The 13,981-nt window shown below is 58.2% G+C and carries 10 protein-coding genes and 1 pseudogene; 5 read left to right on the forward strand and 6 right to left on the reverse strand.

Going from position 1 to position 13,981, the window contains the following annotated elements; all coding sequences use genetic code 11:
- Window positions 1–13: 13 nt before the first annotated feature.
- Both oadA and TU74_RS14050 read right to left on the reverse strand, forming a co-directional pair.
- A complete protein-coding gene (oadA, locus tag TU74_RS14045; protein ID WP_047279057.1) occupies window positions 14–1,822 on the reverse strand; it encodes a sodium-extruding oxaloacetate decarboxylase subunit alpha in 1,809 nt (602 codons plus the stop codon).
- Window positions 1,823–1,833: 11 nt separating this feature from the next.
- Window positions 1,834–3,249, reverse strand: a complete 1,416-nt coding sequence (locus tag TU74_RS14050; RefSeq protein WP_047279055.1) for an acetyl-CoA carboxylase biotin carboxylase subunit — start codon at window positions 3,247–3,249, stop codon at window positions 1,834–1,836.
- A gap of 190 nt (window positions 3,250–3,439) precedes the next feature.
- Here TU74_RS14050 and TU74_RS14055 point away from each other — a divergent pair, with 190 nt between their 5' ends.
- On the forward strand, window positions 3,440–4,402 hold the full coding sequence (locus tag TU74_RS14055; protein ID WP_047279710.1) for a LysR family transcriptional regulator: 963 nt from the start codon (window positions 3,440–3,442) through the stop codon (window positions 4,400–4,402).
- On the opposite strand, the gene TU74_RS23535 is transcribed toward TU74_RS14055, so the two are convergent.
- The 3 genes and pseudogenes from TU74_RS23535 to TU74_RS14065 form a co-directional block, all read right to left on the reverse strand.
- Complete coding sequence (locus TU74_RS23535; protein WP_047279051.1) at window positions 4,344–4,556, reverse strand: PA3496 family putative envelope integrity protein; 213 nt, start codon at window positions 4,554–4,556, stop codon at window positions 4,344–4,346. The genes TU74_RS14055 and TU74_RS23535 overlap by 59 nt on opposite strands.
- Window positions 4,557–4,695: 139 nt before the next feature.
- Entirely contained in the window at window positions 4,696–5,562 is an 867-nt protein-coding gene (gene hexR / locus TU74_RS14060; RefSeq protein ID WP_047279049.1) for a transcriptional regulator HexR, read from the reverse strand.
- A 156-nt stretch (window positions 5,563–5,718) separates the two neighbouring features.
- Window positions 5,719–7,395, reverse strand: a pseudogene (locus TU74_RS14065) (putative bifunctional diguanylate cyclase/phosphodiesterase); the annotation flags it as partial.
- A gap of 398 nt (window positions 7,396–7,793) precedes the next feature.
- Here TU74_RS14065 and uvrD point away from each other — a divergent pair.
- The 4 genes from uvrD (at window position 7,794) to TU74_RS14085 (ending at window position 12,052) form a co-directional block, all read left to right on the forward strand.
- Window positions 7,794–9,977: a DNA helicase II gene (gene uvrD / locus TU74_RS14070; protein ID WP_048376886.1), complete on the forward strand. Its 2,184-nt coding sequence runs from the start codon at window positions 7,794–7,796 to the stop codon at window positions 9,975–9,977.
- A 38-nt stretch (window positions 9,978–10,015) separates the two neighbouring features.
- Complete coding sequence (locus TU74_RS14075; RefSeq protein ID WP_048376887.1) at window positions 10,016–10,456, forward strand: EamA family transporter; 441 nt, start codon at window positions 10,016–10,018, stop codon at window positions 10,454–10,456.
- 179 nt (window positions 10,457–10,635) lie between these two features.
- Window positions 10,636–11,508 carry a Tim44 domain-containing protein gene (locus TU74_RS14080; protein WP_047279713.1) on the forward strand — a complete coding sequence of 291 codons (873 nt, stop codon included), beginning with the start codon at window positions 10,636–10,638 and terminating at the stop codon, window positions 11,506–11,508.
- A 136-nt stretch (window positions 11,509–11,644) separates the two neighbouring features.
- Window positions 11,645–12,052, forward strand: a complete 408-nt coding sequence (locus TU74_RS14085; protein WP_014720555.1) for an SMI1/KNR4 family protein — start codon at window positions 11,645–11,647, stop codon at window positions 12,050–12,052.
- Between the two features lie 102 nt (window positions 12,053–12,154).
- Here TU74_RS14085 and TU74_RS14090 read toward each other — a convergent pair whose 3' ends face one another.
- A complete protein-coding gene (locus tag TU74_RS14090; protein WP_047279039.1) occupies window positions 12,155–13,915 on the reverse strand; it encodes a cation:proton antiporter in 1,761 nt (586 codons plus the stop codon).
- Window positions 13,916–13,981 lie beyond the last annotated feature (66 nt).

Genomic DNA, 13,981 nt, shown 5'->3' on the forward strand with positions numbered 1-13,981 from the left:
AATCAAAGGCGTATCAGGCTTCGATTTCGATCAGGATTTCGCCCGGGTTGACGCGGTCGCCTTTGACTACATGGATGGTGATGATTTTGCCGGCAATGGCCGCCTGTACTTCAGTCTCCATTTTCATGGCTTCGGTAATGAGCACCGATTGGCCTGCCTTGACGGTGTCGCCGACGCTGACCAGTACATCGACGATGTTGCCCGGCATGGTGGTGCTGACGTGGCCCGGTTCGCTGGCTTGCTTGCGCTTGCCAATCGCGCTGCCGACGAATTCGTTGAGCGGCTCGAACACCACTTCTTCCGGCATGCCGTCGATGGAGAGGTAGAAGTGACGCTTGCCTTCGGCTTTGACGCCCACTCCGGTGATGTCCACGCGGTAGCTTTCGCCGTGTACGTCGATCACGAACTCAGTCGGTACGCCTTCGCCACCGGCCTTGGTGACGCCGCCCGCTTCCGGGATCGGCAGCAGGGCTTCAGGCACCAAGGCACCCGCCGCACGCTCTTCAAGGAATTTACGGCCGATGTCCGGGAACATGGCGTAGGTCAGCACGTCTTCTTCGGACGTGGCCAACGCGCCAATTTCACCGCGCAGTTTGACCATTTCCGGCTTGAGCAAATCGGCCGGGCGCACGTCTATCAGCTCTTCGTTGCCGATCGCCTGACGACGCAGCTTTTCATTCACCACGCCCGGCGCCTTGCCGTAGCCACCTTGCAGGTAAAGTTTCACTTCGTTGGTGATGGTTTTGTAGCGCTCGCCTGCCAGTACGTTGAAGAACGCCTGCGTCCCCACGATTTGCGAAGTCGGGGTCACCAGCGGCGGGAAGCCCAGGTCTTCGCGCACCCGCGGGATCTCGGCCAGCACTTCGTTCATGCGGTTCAGTGCGCCTTGCTCTTTGAGCTGGTTGGCCAAGTTGGAGATCATGCCGCCCGGCACTTGGTTGACCTGCACACGGGTATCAACTGCGGTGAATTCGCTTTCAAACTGGTGATACTTCTTACGCACGGCGTAGAAGTACAAACCAATTTCCTGCAACAGCGCCAGGTCCAGGCCGGTGTCGTATTCGCTGCCTTTGAGGGCTGCAACCATCGATTCGGTGCCAGGGTGGCTGGTGCCCCACGCGAAGCTGGAGATCGCGGTGTCGATGTGGTCGGCGCCGTTTTCCACTGCTTTGAGCTGGCACATGGCTGCCAGACCGGCGGTGTCGTGGGAGTGAATAAAAATCGGCAGGCTGATTTCAGCTTTCAGTGCCTTGACCAGATCACCCGTGGCGAAGGGTGTCAGCAGGCCGGCCATGTCTTTGATAGCGACGGAATCGCAACCCATGGCTTCCATCTGCTTGGCTTGCGCCACGAACGCTTCGGTGGTGTGAACCGGGCTGGTGGTGTAGGCGATGGTGCCCTGTGCGTGCTTGCCGGCCGCCTTGACCGCTTCGATGGCGACCCGCAGGTTACGCACGTCGTTCATGGCGTCAAAGATGCGGAATACGTCGATGCCGTTGACCGCAGCCTTGGCCACAAATGCTTTGACCACGTCGTCGCTGTAGTGGCGATAGCCCAGCAGGTTCTGACCGCGCAGCAACATTTGCAGGCGGGTGTTGGGCAGTGCCGCGCGCAGTTGGCGCAGACGCTCCCACGGGTCTTCCTTGAGGAAGCGCACGCAGGCATCAAACGTCGCGCCGCCCCACACTTCCAGCGACCAGTAGCCGACTTTGTCGAGCTTGTCGCAGATCGGCAGCATGTCTTCGGTGCGCATGCGGGTCGCCAGCAGCGACTGGTGGGCGTCACGCAGGATGGTGTCAGTTACAAAAATCTTCTTGGACATTCTTATGTTCCTCACAGGCCTGCGTGGGCGGCGATGGCGGCAGCGATGGCCAATGCCAGCTCTTCGGGTTTGCGCTTGATCGAGTAGTTGGTCAGTTCGGGATGGCTTTCGACAAAGCTGGTGTTGAACTGGCCGCTACGGAATTCCGGATTACGCAGGATTTCCTGGTAGTACGCGGCGGTGGTTTTGACCCCTTGCAGACGCATGTCGTCGAGGGCGCGCAAACCACGGTCCATCGCTTCTTCCCAGGTCAGCGCCCACACCACCAGCTTCAGGCACATGGAGTCGTAAAACGGCGGAATGGTGTAGCCGGTGTAGATCGCCGTATCTGTGCGCACGCCGGGGCCACCGGGCGCGTAGTAGCGCGTGATCTTGCCGAAGCTGGGCAGGAAGTTGTTTTTCGGGTCTTCGGCGTTGATCCGGAATTGCAGGGCAAAGCCGCGGTGCTGAATGTCTTCTTGCTTGATCGACAGCGGCAAGCCGGAGGCGATACGGATTTGTTCGCGAACGATGTCGATGCCGGTGATTTCTTCGGTGATGGTGTGTTCCACCTGCACTCGGGTGTTCATCTCCATGAAGTACACCTCGCCCTCGGCGAGCAGGAACTCCACGGTGCCAGCATTCTCATAGCCCACGGCCTTGGCTGCGCGCACAGACAGGTCGCCGATGTAGGCGCGCTGTTCCGGGGTCAGCTGGGGGCTTGGGGCGATTTCGATGAGCTTCTGGTTACGGCGCTGAATCGAGCAGTCACGCTCGAACAGGTGCACCACGTTGCCAAAGCTGTCACCGAGAATCTGCGCTTCGATGTGCTTGGGGTTGACGATGCATTTTTCGAGGAACACTTCGGCCGAGCCAAAGGCTTTGGTGGCTTCGGAGATCACGCGGGGGAAGGCTTGCTCCAGCTCTTCACGGCTGTTGCAACGGCGAATGCCGCGACCGCCACCGCCCGAGGTGGCCTTAAGCATGACCGGGTAGCCAATGCGCTCGCCTTCGAGCAACGCTTCGTGGATATCGGCCACGTTGCCTTCGGTGCCTGGCGTGACCGGCACACCGGCTTTGATCATGCTGCGGCGGGCTTCGGTCTTGTCACCCATGCGGCGAATGACTTCAGCGGCCGGACCAATAAACTTGATGCCGCGCTCTGCGCAGATGTCAGCCAATTCAGCGTTTTCTGACAAGAAGCCGTAACCGGGGTGCAAGGCGTCACAGCCGGTTTCGACCGCCAGGTTCACCAGTTTGCGCGGGTTCAGATAGCCGGCCAGCGGGTCTTCACCAATGCTGTGCGCTTCATCGGCGCGCTTGACGTGCAAAGCATGCCGATCCGCTTCGGAGTAGACCGCGACAGAGCGAATGCCCATCTCGGCGCAGGCACGCACGATGCGCACAGCAATTTCTCCGCGGTTGGCGATCAGGATCTTTTTTATCACTTGGATTTTCCTAAAGCCCATGGAACAAACGACCTGCTAGACCAGGTCGGCACGTGTCCAAATGTGTCTGAACCGTTGTGTCGTCACACTAGACCTGCTCATTGATAAACAAAAATCAATAATTCTTGGGTCATGCATAAGTAACGACTTATAGTCAGCCCATCCCCTGCGCTCGGAATAAACGTCAAAAATGCGTAAGTCATTGATGCGTATCACTTTTAGACAACTTCAAGTGTTCAATGAAGTGTGTGACCTGCGTTCTTACAGCCGTGCGGCAGAAGAAATGTCGCTGACGCAACCCGCCGTAAGTCTACAAATTCGTCAGTTAGAAGAGCTGATCGGGCAGCCGTTGTTCGATTATGTGGGCAAAAAACTGTACATGACCGAAGCCGCTGAAGCGCTTCAGCGCGCCAGTCGCGATATTTTTGGCCGCCTGGAAAACCTTGATATGCAGTTGTCCGACATGCTCGGTTCGCTGCAAGGTCAACTGAAATTGGCGGTGGAATCCAGCGCGAAGTATTTCGTGCCACACCTGTTCGCGGCGTTCAAGCGCCAGCACCCGGAAGTGAATTTGCAGCTCACGGTCGTCAACCGCGCACAAGCGGTGCGCAGGCTGTCGGACAACCGCGATGATCTGGTGATCATGTCGATGGTGCCGCTGGACATGGGGCTGGAATTTTTGCCGTTTTTGAATAACCCGATCGTGGCCGTCGCCCCGCCCGACCACCCGCTGAGCCAGCGCGACACCTTGCATTTGCAGGACCTGGAACCCTTCACGCTGTTAATGCGCGAGCAAGGGTCGGGCACGCGCAGGGCGTGTGAGGAGTATTTCAAGGAGAAGCGCGTGCACTTCAATCAAACGCTGGAGGTGGCGTCGACCGATGCCCAGCGTGAGTGCGCCGTGGCCGGGCTGGGCGTGGCGCTGTTAACGCGCCACGCCGTCAGCCTGGAGTTGGCAACAGGCTTGCTGCGCGAGCTGCCTGTCGAGGAGTTGCCGCTGTACCGCAGTTGGTGCGTGGTGCAGGCCAAAGCCAAGCGCCTGTCACCGGTGGCGCATGCATTCCTGGGGTTTATCCGCAGCGAGCGTCTGCAAATCAGCGCGTTGGTTGAGCGCTTCGACGGCCACTTGCCGACGAGGCTTGCCAATAATTGATGGCGCTCAGGTCCGGGTAGTCGGCTGTTTCCAGGCGCAATTGGCGCTGGTCAGTATGGTCTTCAATCGCACGTCGGAAGGCCATGCGGCGCTGATCTTCCTGTTGGCGGCGGGTTTTGACGGCGCTGTTGCGTTCTTCGTAAGGCTGAGCCATTTCGAGTCTCCCAAGGCGTGTACGGGAGCTTTACGATGGACCAGATTTATGACGAATTGGGGAAGTCGAGATGACAGATGCGTGAAACGCGCTGGGTGCGCCCGCTCTCCCTGTTGAGAAGGGAGAGCGCGAGGGGTTGTTAGTCTTCTATGTTTTTCAGCGATTTAGGCGACAGGCGCAGGCTGCGCAAGCTACGTTTGACGCTTTTCAGGTGGTTGACCAGGCTCGGGCCGCGCGCCATGGCCACGCCCATGGCCAGCACATCGATCACCACCAGGTGCGCAATGCGCGAGGTCAGCGGCGTATAGATTTCGGTGTCTTCGTGCACATCAATCGCCAGGTTGACGGTCGCCAGTTCCGCCAGCGGCGTTTGGCTCGGGCACAAGGTGATCAATGTCGCGCCGCTTTCACGCACCAGATTGGCGGTAATCAACAGGTCCTTGGAGCGCCCTGACTGGGAAATGCAAATCGCCACGTCAGTGGGCTTCAACGTGACAGCCGACATCGCCTGCATGTGTGGGTCGGAGTACGCCGCTGCCGTCAGTAACAAACGGAAAAACTTGTGCTGGGCATCCGCCGCCACGGCACCCGACGCACCAAAGCCATAAAACTCGACGCGCTGGGCCTGAGACATCGCTGTCACAGCGCGCTGCAAAGCGACCGGGTCGAGTTTTTCGCGCACGTCCATCAGGGTGTGGAGTGTGGTGTCGAAAATTTTCAGGCTGTAGTCAGCAACCGAGTCGTCTTCGTGGATGGCGAACTGGCCAAAGCTGGCGCCCGCCGCAAGGCTTTGCGCGAGCTTGAGTTTCAGGTCCTGAAACCCCGAGCAACCAATCGCCCGGCAAAAGCGCACGATGGTGGGCTCACTGATACCCACGCTGTGGGCAAGGTCGGCCATGGAACTGTGCATTACAGCCGCAGGATCAAGCAGCACGTGATCGGCGACCTTGAGTTCCGATTTACGTAACAAGTGGCGTGACTGGGCGATATGTTGCAGCAAGTTCAAAGGGCAGGACTCGGTCTGAAAGGGTTGGATGGCCGGGATGTAGCAATCTTGTAGTTATACTACAAGAATTCGTTTTCTGCCCAACCAATCCACGACTAAAACCGCGGCTTTCTCCCCTATTCAGGCCGCCCGCGCTCTATGTAGCCCTTTTGAGCACTACAAAAAGACTACATCGCTGCGCAATAAATCGCCCAAAGCGGCCGCGTTAATCGGACGACTGATCAAATACCCCTGCACTTCGTCGCACTGTTGCGCCTTGAGAAAAGCCAGTTGCACGTCTTCTTCCACGCCTTCTGCCACGACCTTTAATTCAAGGCTATGAGCCATCGCAATGATTGCCTTGGTGATGGCTTCGTCTTCAGCGCAGCGCCCCACGCCACGAATGAAGGTCTGGTCGATTTTGACGTAGTCCACGGCAAACCGTTTGAGGTAACTGAGGGAGGAATACCCGGTGCCAAAGTCGTCAATCGCCAGTTTGACGCCCAACTGATGCAACTGCTCAAAGGTCGAAATAATGGACTCAACGCTGTCGAGCAGCTGGCTTTCCGTCAATTCAAGCTCCAGATACTGCGGCGCCAGCCCGGATTCTTCGAGCACCTGACGCACCAGACTGACCAGCTTGCCCTGCCGTAATTGGTGCACCGACAAATTGACCGACACCCGTATCGGCGCCAGCCCTTCGCGCTGCCATTGGCAGGCCTGCCGACACGCCTCGCGCAACACAAACTCACCGATGGGCCCGATCAGCCCGGTCTCTTCGGCCAGGCCGATGAAATCGCCCGGCGGCACGCTGCCCAACTGGGGGTGATCCCAGCGCACAAGTGCTTCGGCTCCGTTCATACGGCCCGTCGCCAGACACATTTTGGGTTGATAGAAGACGGTCAGTTGCTGTTCGGCAATCGCTTTGCGCAATTGGTTTTCCAGTTGTAAGCGCTCCAGGGTGCTGTGCTGCAAGCTGTGGCTGAAGAATTGGAAACTGCCGCCGCCCAAGTGCTTGGCTTGGAGCATGGCCTGATTCGACTGACTGACCAGCGTGGCGATGTCTCGCGCACTGTCGGGCAGCAGGCTGATCCCCATGGACGCGCTGATGACCAGTTCATGGCCCTCAATCATAAGCGGCCGGCCCAGCTTGGCCAGCAGCCGCGTCGCGACCCGCGCCAGACTGGTCAGGCTGGCGTAGGAGTCGAACAACACAGCGAACTCATCCCCTGACAACCGCGCGATGGTGTCGGCTTCAGGCAGCGCTTTGGTCAGGCGTCTGGCGACTTTGTGCAGGACCTGATCGGCCAGTTCTGATCCTAGACTGTCGTTCAACAGCTTGAATCGATCCAGGTTGATGTACAGCAGGGCAAGGTTACGCGCGCCTTGGCGAGCCCGTTGATTGGCCTCTTCAAGCCGCTCTTTGAACAACAGGCGATTGGCCAGCCCGGTCAGTTCATCGAAGTGCGTAAGGTGGCGAACACGGGCTTCGGAGCGGCGCCGCGCCGACAGGTCGCTGACAAACGCCACGATATGACTGATGCGCCCGTCATCATCACGCACCACTTTCAATTGCAGCCACTGCGGGTACAACTCGCCGGTTTTGCGCGTTTCAACCAGCTCACCCTGCCAGCGGTCCTGCTGTTCCAAAACAGGCTGGATGACCGGGAAGTGGCGCAGCGCATCGCGGCTGCACGCCAGCTCGCTCACGCGGCGGCCGACCAGTTCTTCAACCGCATAACCGCTGAATCGACTGAATGCCTGATTCACCGCCAACATGCGGTAATCCGGGTCGAGGATCACAATGCCCTCGCTGGCCGCTTCAAAGACGGTGGCCGCCAGGCGTCGCTGCTCAGCCTCGCGTAAACGCTCCGCAGCCGCGGACTGCGCCTCTGGCAGTGTCGGCAAAGATTGAGATTTCCCACGACGGCGCTGATTGACTTGCCAGCCAGCAACCCCCAGCACAGTCAGAAAAAAACCGAGCCCGGTGCCGATCAACACACCCGACGCGCTAAGACCCTGAATCATTGGCAATATTCTTATCAGTGGATGAGCCAAAAAAGTCGCCCGAGCATACACAAGCAATGCTCACGACCAAACTGAGACACGTCATTAAAAAGACGAAATAACGCCACGCAATTAACAGATGCGCGCCCTGCCTTTTCAAAGACGCGTGTCGAAGCTGCGACAGACGGCCCGCGGGAACAGGATTGGCGTTTGCCCGGTTTGAGCCAGCACCCTAGAATGCCCCGATGCGCGAAGATCTCTCTCTCTTATTGAATTCCCTCAACGATGCCCAACGTCAGGCCGTCACGGCCAGTGTCGGGCGTCAGTTGGTCCTGGCCGGCGCAGGTTCCGGCAAAACCCGTGTGCTGGTGCACCGTATCGCCTGGTTGATCCAGGTCGAGAACGCCTCACCCCACTCCGTCCTGTCGGTGACGTTCACCAACAAGGCCGCTGCCGAGATGCGTCATCGCATCGAACAGCTCATGGGGATCAACCCGGCCGGCATGTGGGTCGGGACGTTCCACGGGCTGGCGCATCGCCTGCTGCGCGCTCACTGGCAAGAAGCCGGGCTGAGCCAGACCTTCCAGATCCTCGACAGCGACGACCAGCAACGCTTGGTCAAGCGTGTAATTCGGGAACTGGGGCTGGACGAACAGCGTTGGCCAGTGCGTCAGGCGCAGTGGTTTATCAACGGTCAAAAAGACGAAGGCCTGCGTCCGAAACATATTCAGGCCAGCGGCGATTTGTTCCTGGCCACCATGCGCAGCATTTATGAGGCCTATGAGGCCGCGTGCCAGCGCGCAGGTGTAATCGACTTCTCCGAGTTGCTGTTGCGTGCGCTCGATCTGTGGCGCGATAACCCGGGCCTGCTGGCGCACTATCAAAAGCGTTTCCGGCACATTCTCGTGGACGAGTTCCAGGACACCAACGCCGTTCAATACGCCTGGTTGCGCTTGCTGGCCAAGGGTGGCGACAGCTTGATGGTGGTCGGCGATGACGATCAGTCGATCTACGGCTGGCGCGGCGCCAAAATTGAGAACATCTACCAGTACTCCACAGACTTCCCCGACGCCGAAACCATTCGTCTGGAGCAAAACTATCGCTCCACTGCGGGCATCCTCAAGGCTGCCAACGCGCTGATTGCCAATAACACCGGGCGTATGGGTAAAGAGCTGTGGACCGACGGCGGCGATGGCGAAGCGATCAATCTGTACGCGGCATTCAACGAGCACGATGAAGCCCGCTACGTGGTTGAAACCATCGAAAGCGCGCTGAAAACCGGGCTGGCGCACAACGACATCGCCATTTTGTACCGCTCCAACGCCCAGTCACGGGTACTGGAAGAGGCGTTGTTGCGCGAACGCATTCCTTATCGAATTTATGGCGGCCAGCGCTTCTTCGAACGCGCCGAGATCAAGAACGCCATGGCCTACCTGCGTTTGCTTGAAGGCCGTGGGAATGATGCTGCACTGGAGCGGGTGATTAACGTCCCGGCTCGCGGTATTGGCGAAAAAACCGTCGAAGCGATTCGTGAACACGCACGTCACAATGATGTGTCGATGTGGGAAGCCATGCGCCAGCTGATCGCCAATAAAGCGCTGCCCGGCCGTGCGTCGGGTGCCATTGCCGGTTTTGTCGAATTGATCGAAAGCCTCGCGGCAAAAGTCATGGAGATGCCTTTGCATCTGATGACCCAGACCGTGATCGAGCAAAGCGGGCTGATTGCCTACCACCAGGCTGAAAAAGGTGAGAAAGGCCAGGCCCGGGTAGAAAACCTTGAGGAACTGGTCAGCGCCGCGCGCAACTTCGAGAACACGGAAGAAGACGAAGAACTGACACCGTTGGCCGCATTCCTCGGCCATGCGTCGCTGGAGGCCGGCGACACCCAGGCGCAAGAGCACGAAGACGGCATCCAGTTGATGACCCTGCACAGCGCCAAAGGGCTGGAATTCCCCTACGTGTTCCTGGTGGGCATGGAAGAAGGCCTGTTCCCGCACAAGATGAGCCTTGAAGAGCCTGGTCGTCTTGAGGAGGAGCGCCGACTGGCGTACGTGGGCATCACACGGGCCATGCAGAACCTGGTGATGACCTATGCTGAGACCCGACGTCTTTACGGTAGTGAGACCTACAACAAGGTTTCACGCTTCGTACGTGAAGTGCCAAAAGGGCTGATTCAGGAAGTGCGTTTGTCCAACAGCGTCAGCCGCCCTTTCGGCGGCGGTCAACAGCAGAGCGCCAGCACCCTGTTTGGGGGTTCGGAGATTCCGGAAACCGAATTCAAACTGGGTCAGATGGTCAAGCATGCGGTATTCGGTGAAGGTGTGATCCTCAACTTCGAGGGCGCCGGTGCGCAGGCGCGGGTGCAGGTCAACTTCTCTGAAGGCAGCAAGTGGCTGATGATGGGCTACGCCAAACTTGAGGCGGTCTGACAGCAACCCGACAGCCATCGGACGATAAGGTAGGCAACATGGGCTCAGGCTTTTTTTCTTCCTGGACATTCTGGGCCCTGTTGTCAGCCACGTTCGCCGCGCTGACGGCGATCTTTGCCAAGGTCGGAATCGAACACGTCAATTCCGACTTCGCGACGTTGTTGCGTACCGCAGTGGTGCTGGTCAGCCTGGCGCTGATTCTTTACGCCACAGGCCAGTATCAGCCGCTGAGTTCGATCTCCCCACGCAGTTACCTGTTTTTAGCGTTGTCGGGGTTGGCGACCGGGGCATCCTGGCTTTGCTACTTCCGCGCCTTGAAACTGGGGCCCGCGTCACTCGTCGCACCGGTGGACAAGCTCAGCGTGGTACTGGTGGCGATCATCGGTGTATGGCTGCTGGGCGAAAAACTCGACCTGCGGCAATGGGGCGGAATCGGCTTGATCACGGCGGGCGTGGTGATGCTGGCGCTCAAGCGCTAGAGACGCCGTACCGTGGGTCCCACTGAGTCGACAATCGTGTCTTTTCAACGTGAACTACAGAATACAAAGAAACGTCTTACTCTAAATTAGGCAAAAACCCGAAACACTTCACCGCTAGCCAGTCACACCTCACCTGTGCACCATGGCGCGCGTGTCATCCACAAATGGGAATTCCCTTTATGAAACGTTTTCTTAGCATCGCCATGGCGTTGTGCATCGGTTTGACGATGAGTCTCGACGCAAATGCCAAGCGCTTCGGCGGCGGCAAAAGTTTTGGTTCGGCGCCTAGCCACCAGACTCGCCAAGCCGCTCCTGCCTCTCCAGCCGCAGCCCCTGCCTCTCCAGCCGCAGCCCCTGCCGCTGCTGGCGCAGCTGCCAAGGCCGGTGGTGCTTCACGCTGGCTTGGCCCTCTGGCCGGTATCGCTGCCGGCGGCCTGCTGGCTTCCATGTTCATGGGCGACGGCTTCCAGGGCATGCAGATCTTCGACATCCTGATCATGGCGGTCATTGCGTTTGTGATCTTCCGCTTCATCGCCGCGCGTCGTCGCAAGCAACAAGCTGACCTGGCCCCGGCGGGTCACGCACCGATGCAGCGCGAAGCGTTCGACGCCAAGCCAGCCACTGCGTCGATCTTCGGTGGCGGTTCTTCTGCCGCGGCGCCACGCCCGGTCATCAACGCGCCCGCCTGGTTCAACGAGCAGAGCTTTTTGGAAGCCGCGCGCAACCATTTCCAGTCCTTGCAACAGCATTGGGACGCTAACGAAATGGACAAGATCGCTGAGTTCGTGACTCCGCAAATGCTTGAATTCCTCAAGCGCGAGCGCGCTGATCTGGGTGATGGCTTCAACTCGACGTACATCGACAACCTGACCGTTCAGCTGGACGGCCTGGACGATCGCGCCGATAAAACCATCGCCACACTGACGTTCAGCGGCCTCTCCAAAACCTCACGTTTTGATCAGGGTGAAGCCTTCAGCGAAAGCTGGAACATGGAACGCGTTCAAGGTGAAAACCAGCCTTGGCTTGTAGCCGGTATCCGTCAGAACGGCTGATCGATTTCGCTTAACAGGTTGTAACCAAAGCCCCGGACTTGTCCGGGGCTTTGCATTTCACGATTGCACTTATAACGAGCTACTGTATAAAGCGCGTCATATAAAACCGCGCCATTAGAGTATGAGGATTGAGGTCGTGGAAGAGATCATTGAACAATTGCGTGAGGCAAATGAACCCGTCCCGGTTCCTCTGGAACTGCCTGACGAAGATTTGCTGGTGGAAATCGAAGAACAGCTGTTCATCGATATTCCCTTTGTTTTCCGAGAGTTTTTGCTGACGGTCAGCGACGTGGTGTATGGCAGCCTGGAACCGGTCACTGTGACCGACCCGCAATCGCATACCTACCTGCCTGACGTCGCGGCCAATGCATGGGATGCGGGCGTAGACCGCAGCCTGATCCCTATCTGTCAGGACGGCGACGACTACTACTGCGTCGAGGAAGACGGCACGGTCGTGCTGTGGTCCGCCGAAGAAGAGCTGGTTACCGAAGAGACATGGGAATCGGTCTGGCACTGGGCACGGGATGTCTGGCTGGAAAGCTGATACACCCGCCAGTTGCTTTGCAGGAGTGAGCGTGCGCGAGAGGGGCTGAGCACCATCCCCATCACGAGGCAAGCTCGCTCCTGCAGAAGATAAACCAGGCCGCTAGTGGCCCACATCCTTGTGGTTGTCGAGGGTTTCCAGCAAGGCCACTTGCATGCGCGTGTGAATGCGCACGAACCAGCGCCACAACACCGCCGCGACCCCGGCTGCAACCACCGCAATCACGATCAGCAGTTCATTGGTCGGCAAGATACTGGCGGACAAGGCTGACAGCAGCAAGAAGATAACCAGCAACGATAGAATCGGGATCACTTCAGCAATCACGCGACGGACGCGCTGTGTGTGCCGCCCCGCCATCTCGGGTTTAACCCCCATCTCTGCCAAGAGCATCGACAGTGCCTTGAGTTTGCGATACGCCGCGATCAGAAACGGCAGCGACAGCAATAACGCGGCGCCCCAGATCAAGCCATGCTGCCAGCTCGATTTCATCACCCACCCCTGCAAATACACCGCAATGCGAGGGGCGAAATACCCCCCGGCAAAGAATATGGCCATCACCAGGGCCAGATTGACACCCACTTGCAGCAAGATCTTGCGAATCATCGCCGCCAACCGTGCCCCTTCGCCCTGGGGCTGAATACTGCTCAGCCATTCGCCATAGAGCCCGAACACGCGCGACACCCGGTTGGGCATGATCTGCGCCAGCTTGAGCGAGAGCGGATCAGCGGCGCGAATCAAATACGGGGTCATCAGGGTGGTCAGCACCGACACAGCGACCGCTACGGGGTACAGGAAGCTGCTGGTGACCTGCAAGGTCATGCCCAGTGCCGCGATGATGAATGAAAACTCTCCGATCTGAGAGAGCCCCATCCCGACTCTCAGCGAGGTCCGTCCATCATTGCCTGCGATAAACGCACCCAAGCCACAGGACAACATCTTGCCCAGTACCACCGCACAGGTAATGACGACTATTGGCAGAGCGTATTCCCACAAGATGGCAGGATCGAGCATCAAGCCGATGGCGACGAAAAAGATCGCACTGAAGAGGTCACGCACCGGCTCGATCAGCCTTTCGATTTTCAGCAGCTGCCGGGATTCGGCCATGATTGCGCCGATCAAAAACGCCCCCAGCACCATGCTGTACTCCAGCTTGACCACGAGCAGACAGAAACCAAAACACAGCCCCAGCACGGTAATCAGCAGCATCTCATTGCTTTCAAACCGCGCTACATAAGCCAGTACCCGGGGTACCAGCAAAATGCCAATGACCAATGCCACGATCATGAACAACGAGAGTTTGCCGACGGTCGAGAACACCTCTTCCGGGCTCACGCTGCCACTGACGGCGATGCTGGAAAGCAGGGCAATAATCCCGATGCCCAAAATGTCCTCGACGATCAGCACGCCAAAAATCAGCTGTGCGAACCGTTCGTTTTTCATTTTCAGGTCGTTCAGCGCCTTGACGATGATCGTGGTCGACGAAATAGCCAAAATGGCGCCGAGGAACAACGCGTCCATGGTGTTCCAGTCGAACCAGCGGCCGATCTCATAGCCGATCCAGATCATCAGGGTGATTTCCATGAACGCCGCGATAAACGCCGTGGCGCCCACTTTGAACAGTTTGCGCAGGCTGAACTCAAGCCCCAGGCAGAACATCAGGAATATCACCCCCAACTCCGCCAGCGTTTTGATGGTCTGTTCGTCGTGAATCAGGCCAAACGGTGGCGTATGCGGGCCAATGATGAAACCCGCCACGATGTACCCCAAGACCACGGGCTGCTTGAAACGGTGAAATAGAATGGTCACCACACCTGCGACCAGCATGATGACTGCCAGATCCTGAATAAAACTGATGGCATGCATGACGTGTCGCCTCCTTGTGTGAGTGCTGTCCGGAAACAAAACGACAGACACAGAGGATTACTCTGT

It is taken from the genome of Pseudomonas lundensis (genome assembly GCF_001042985.1).
GTDB lineage: Bacteria > Pseudomonadota > Gammaproteobacteria > Pseudomonadales > Pseudomonadaceae > Aquipseudomonas > Aquipseudomonas lundensis.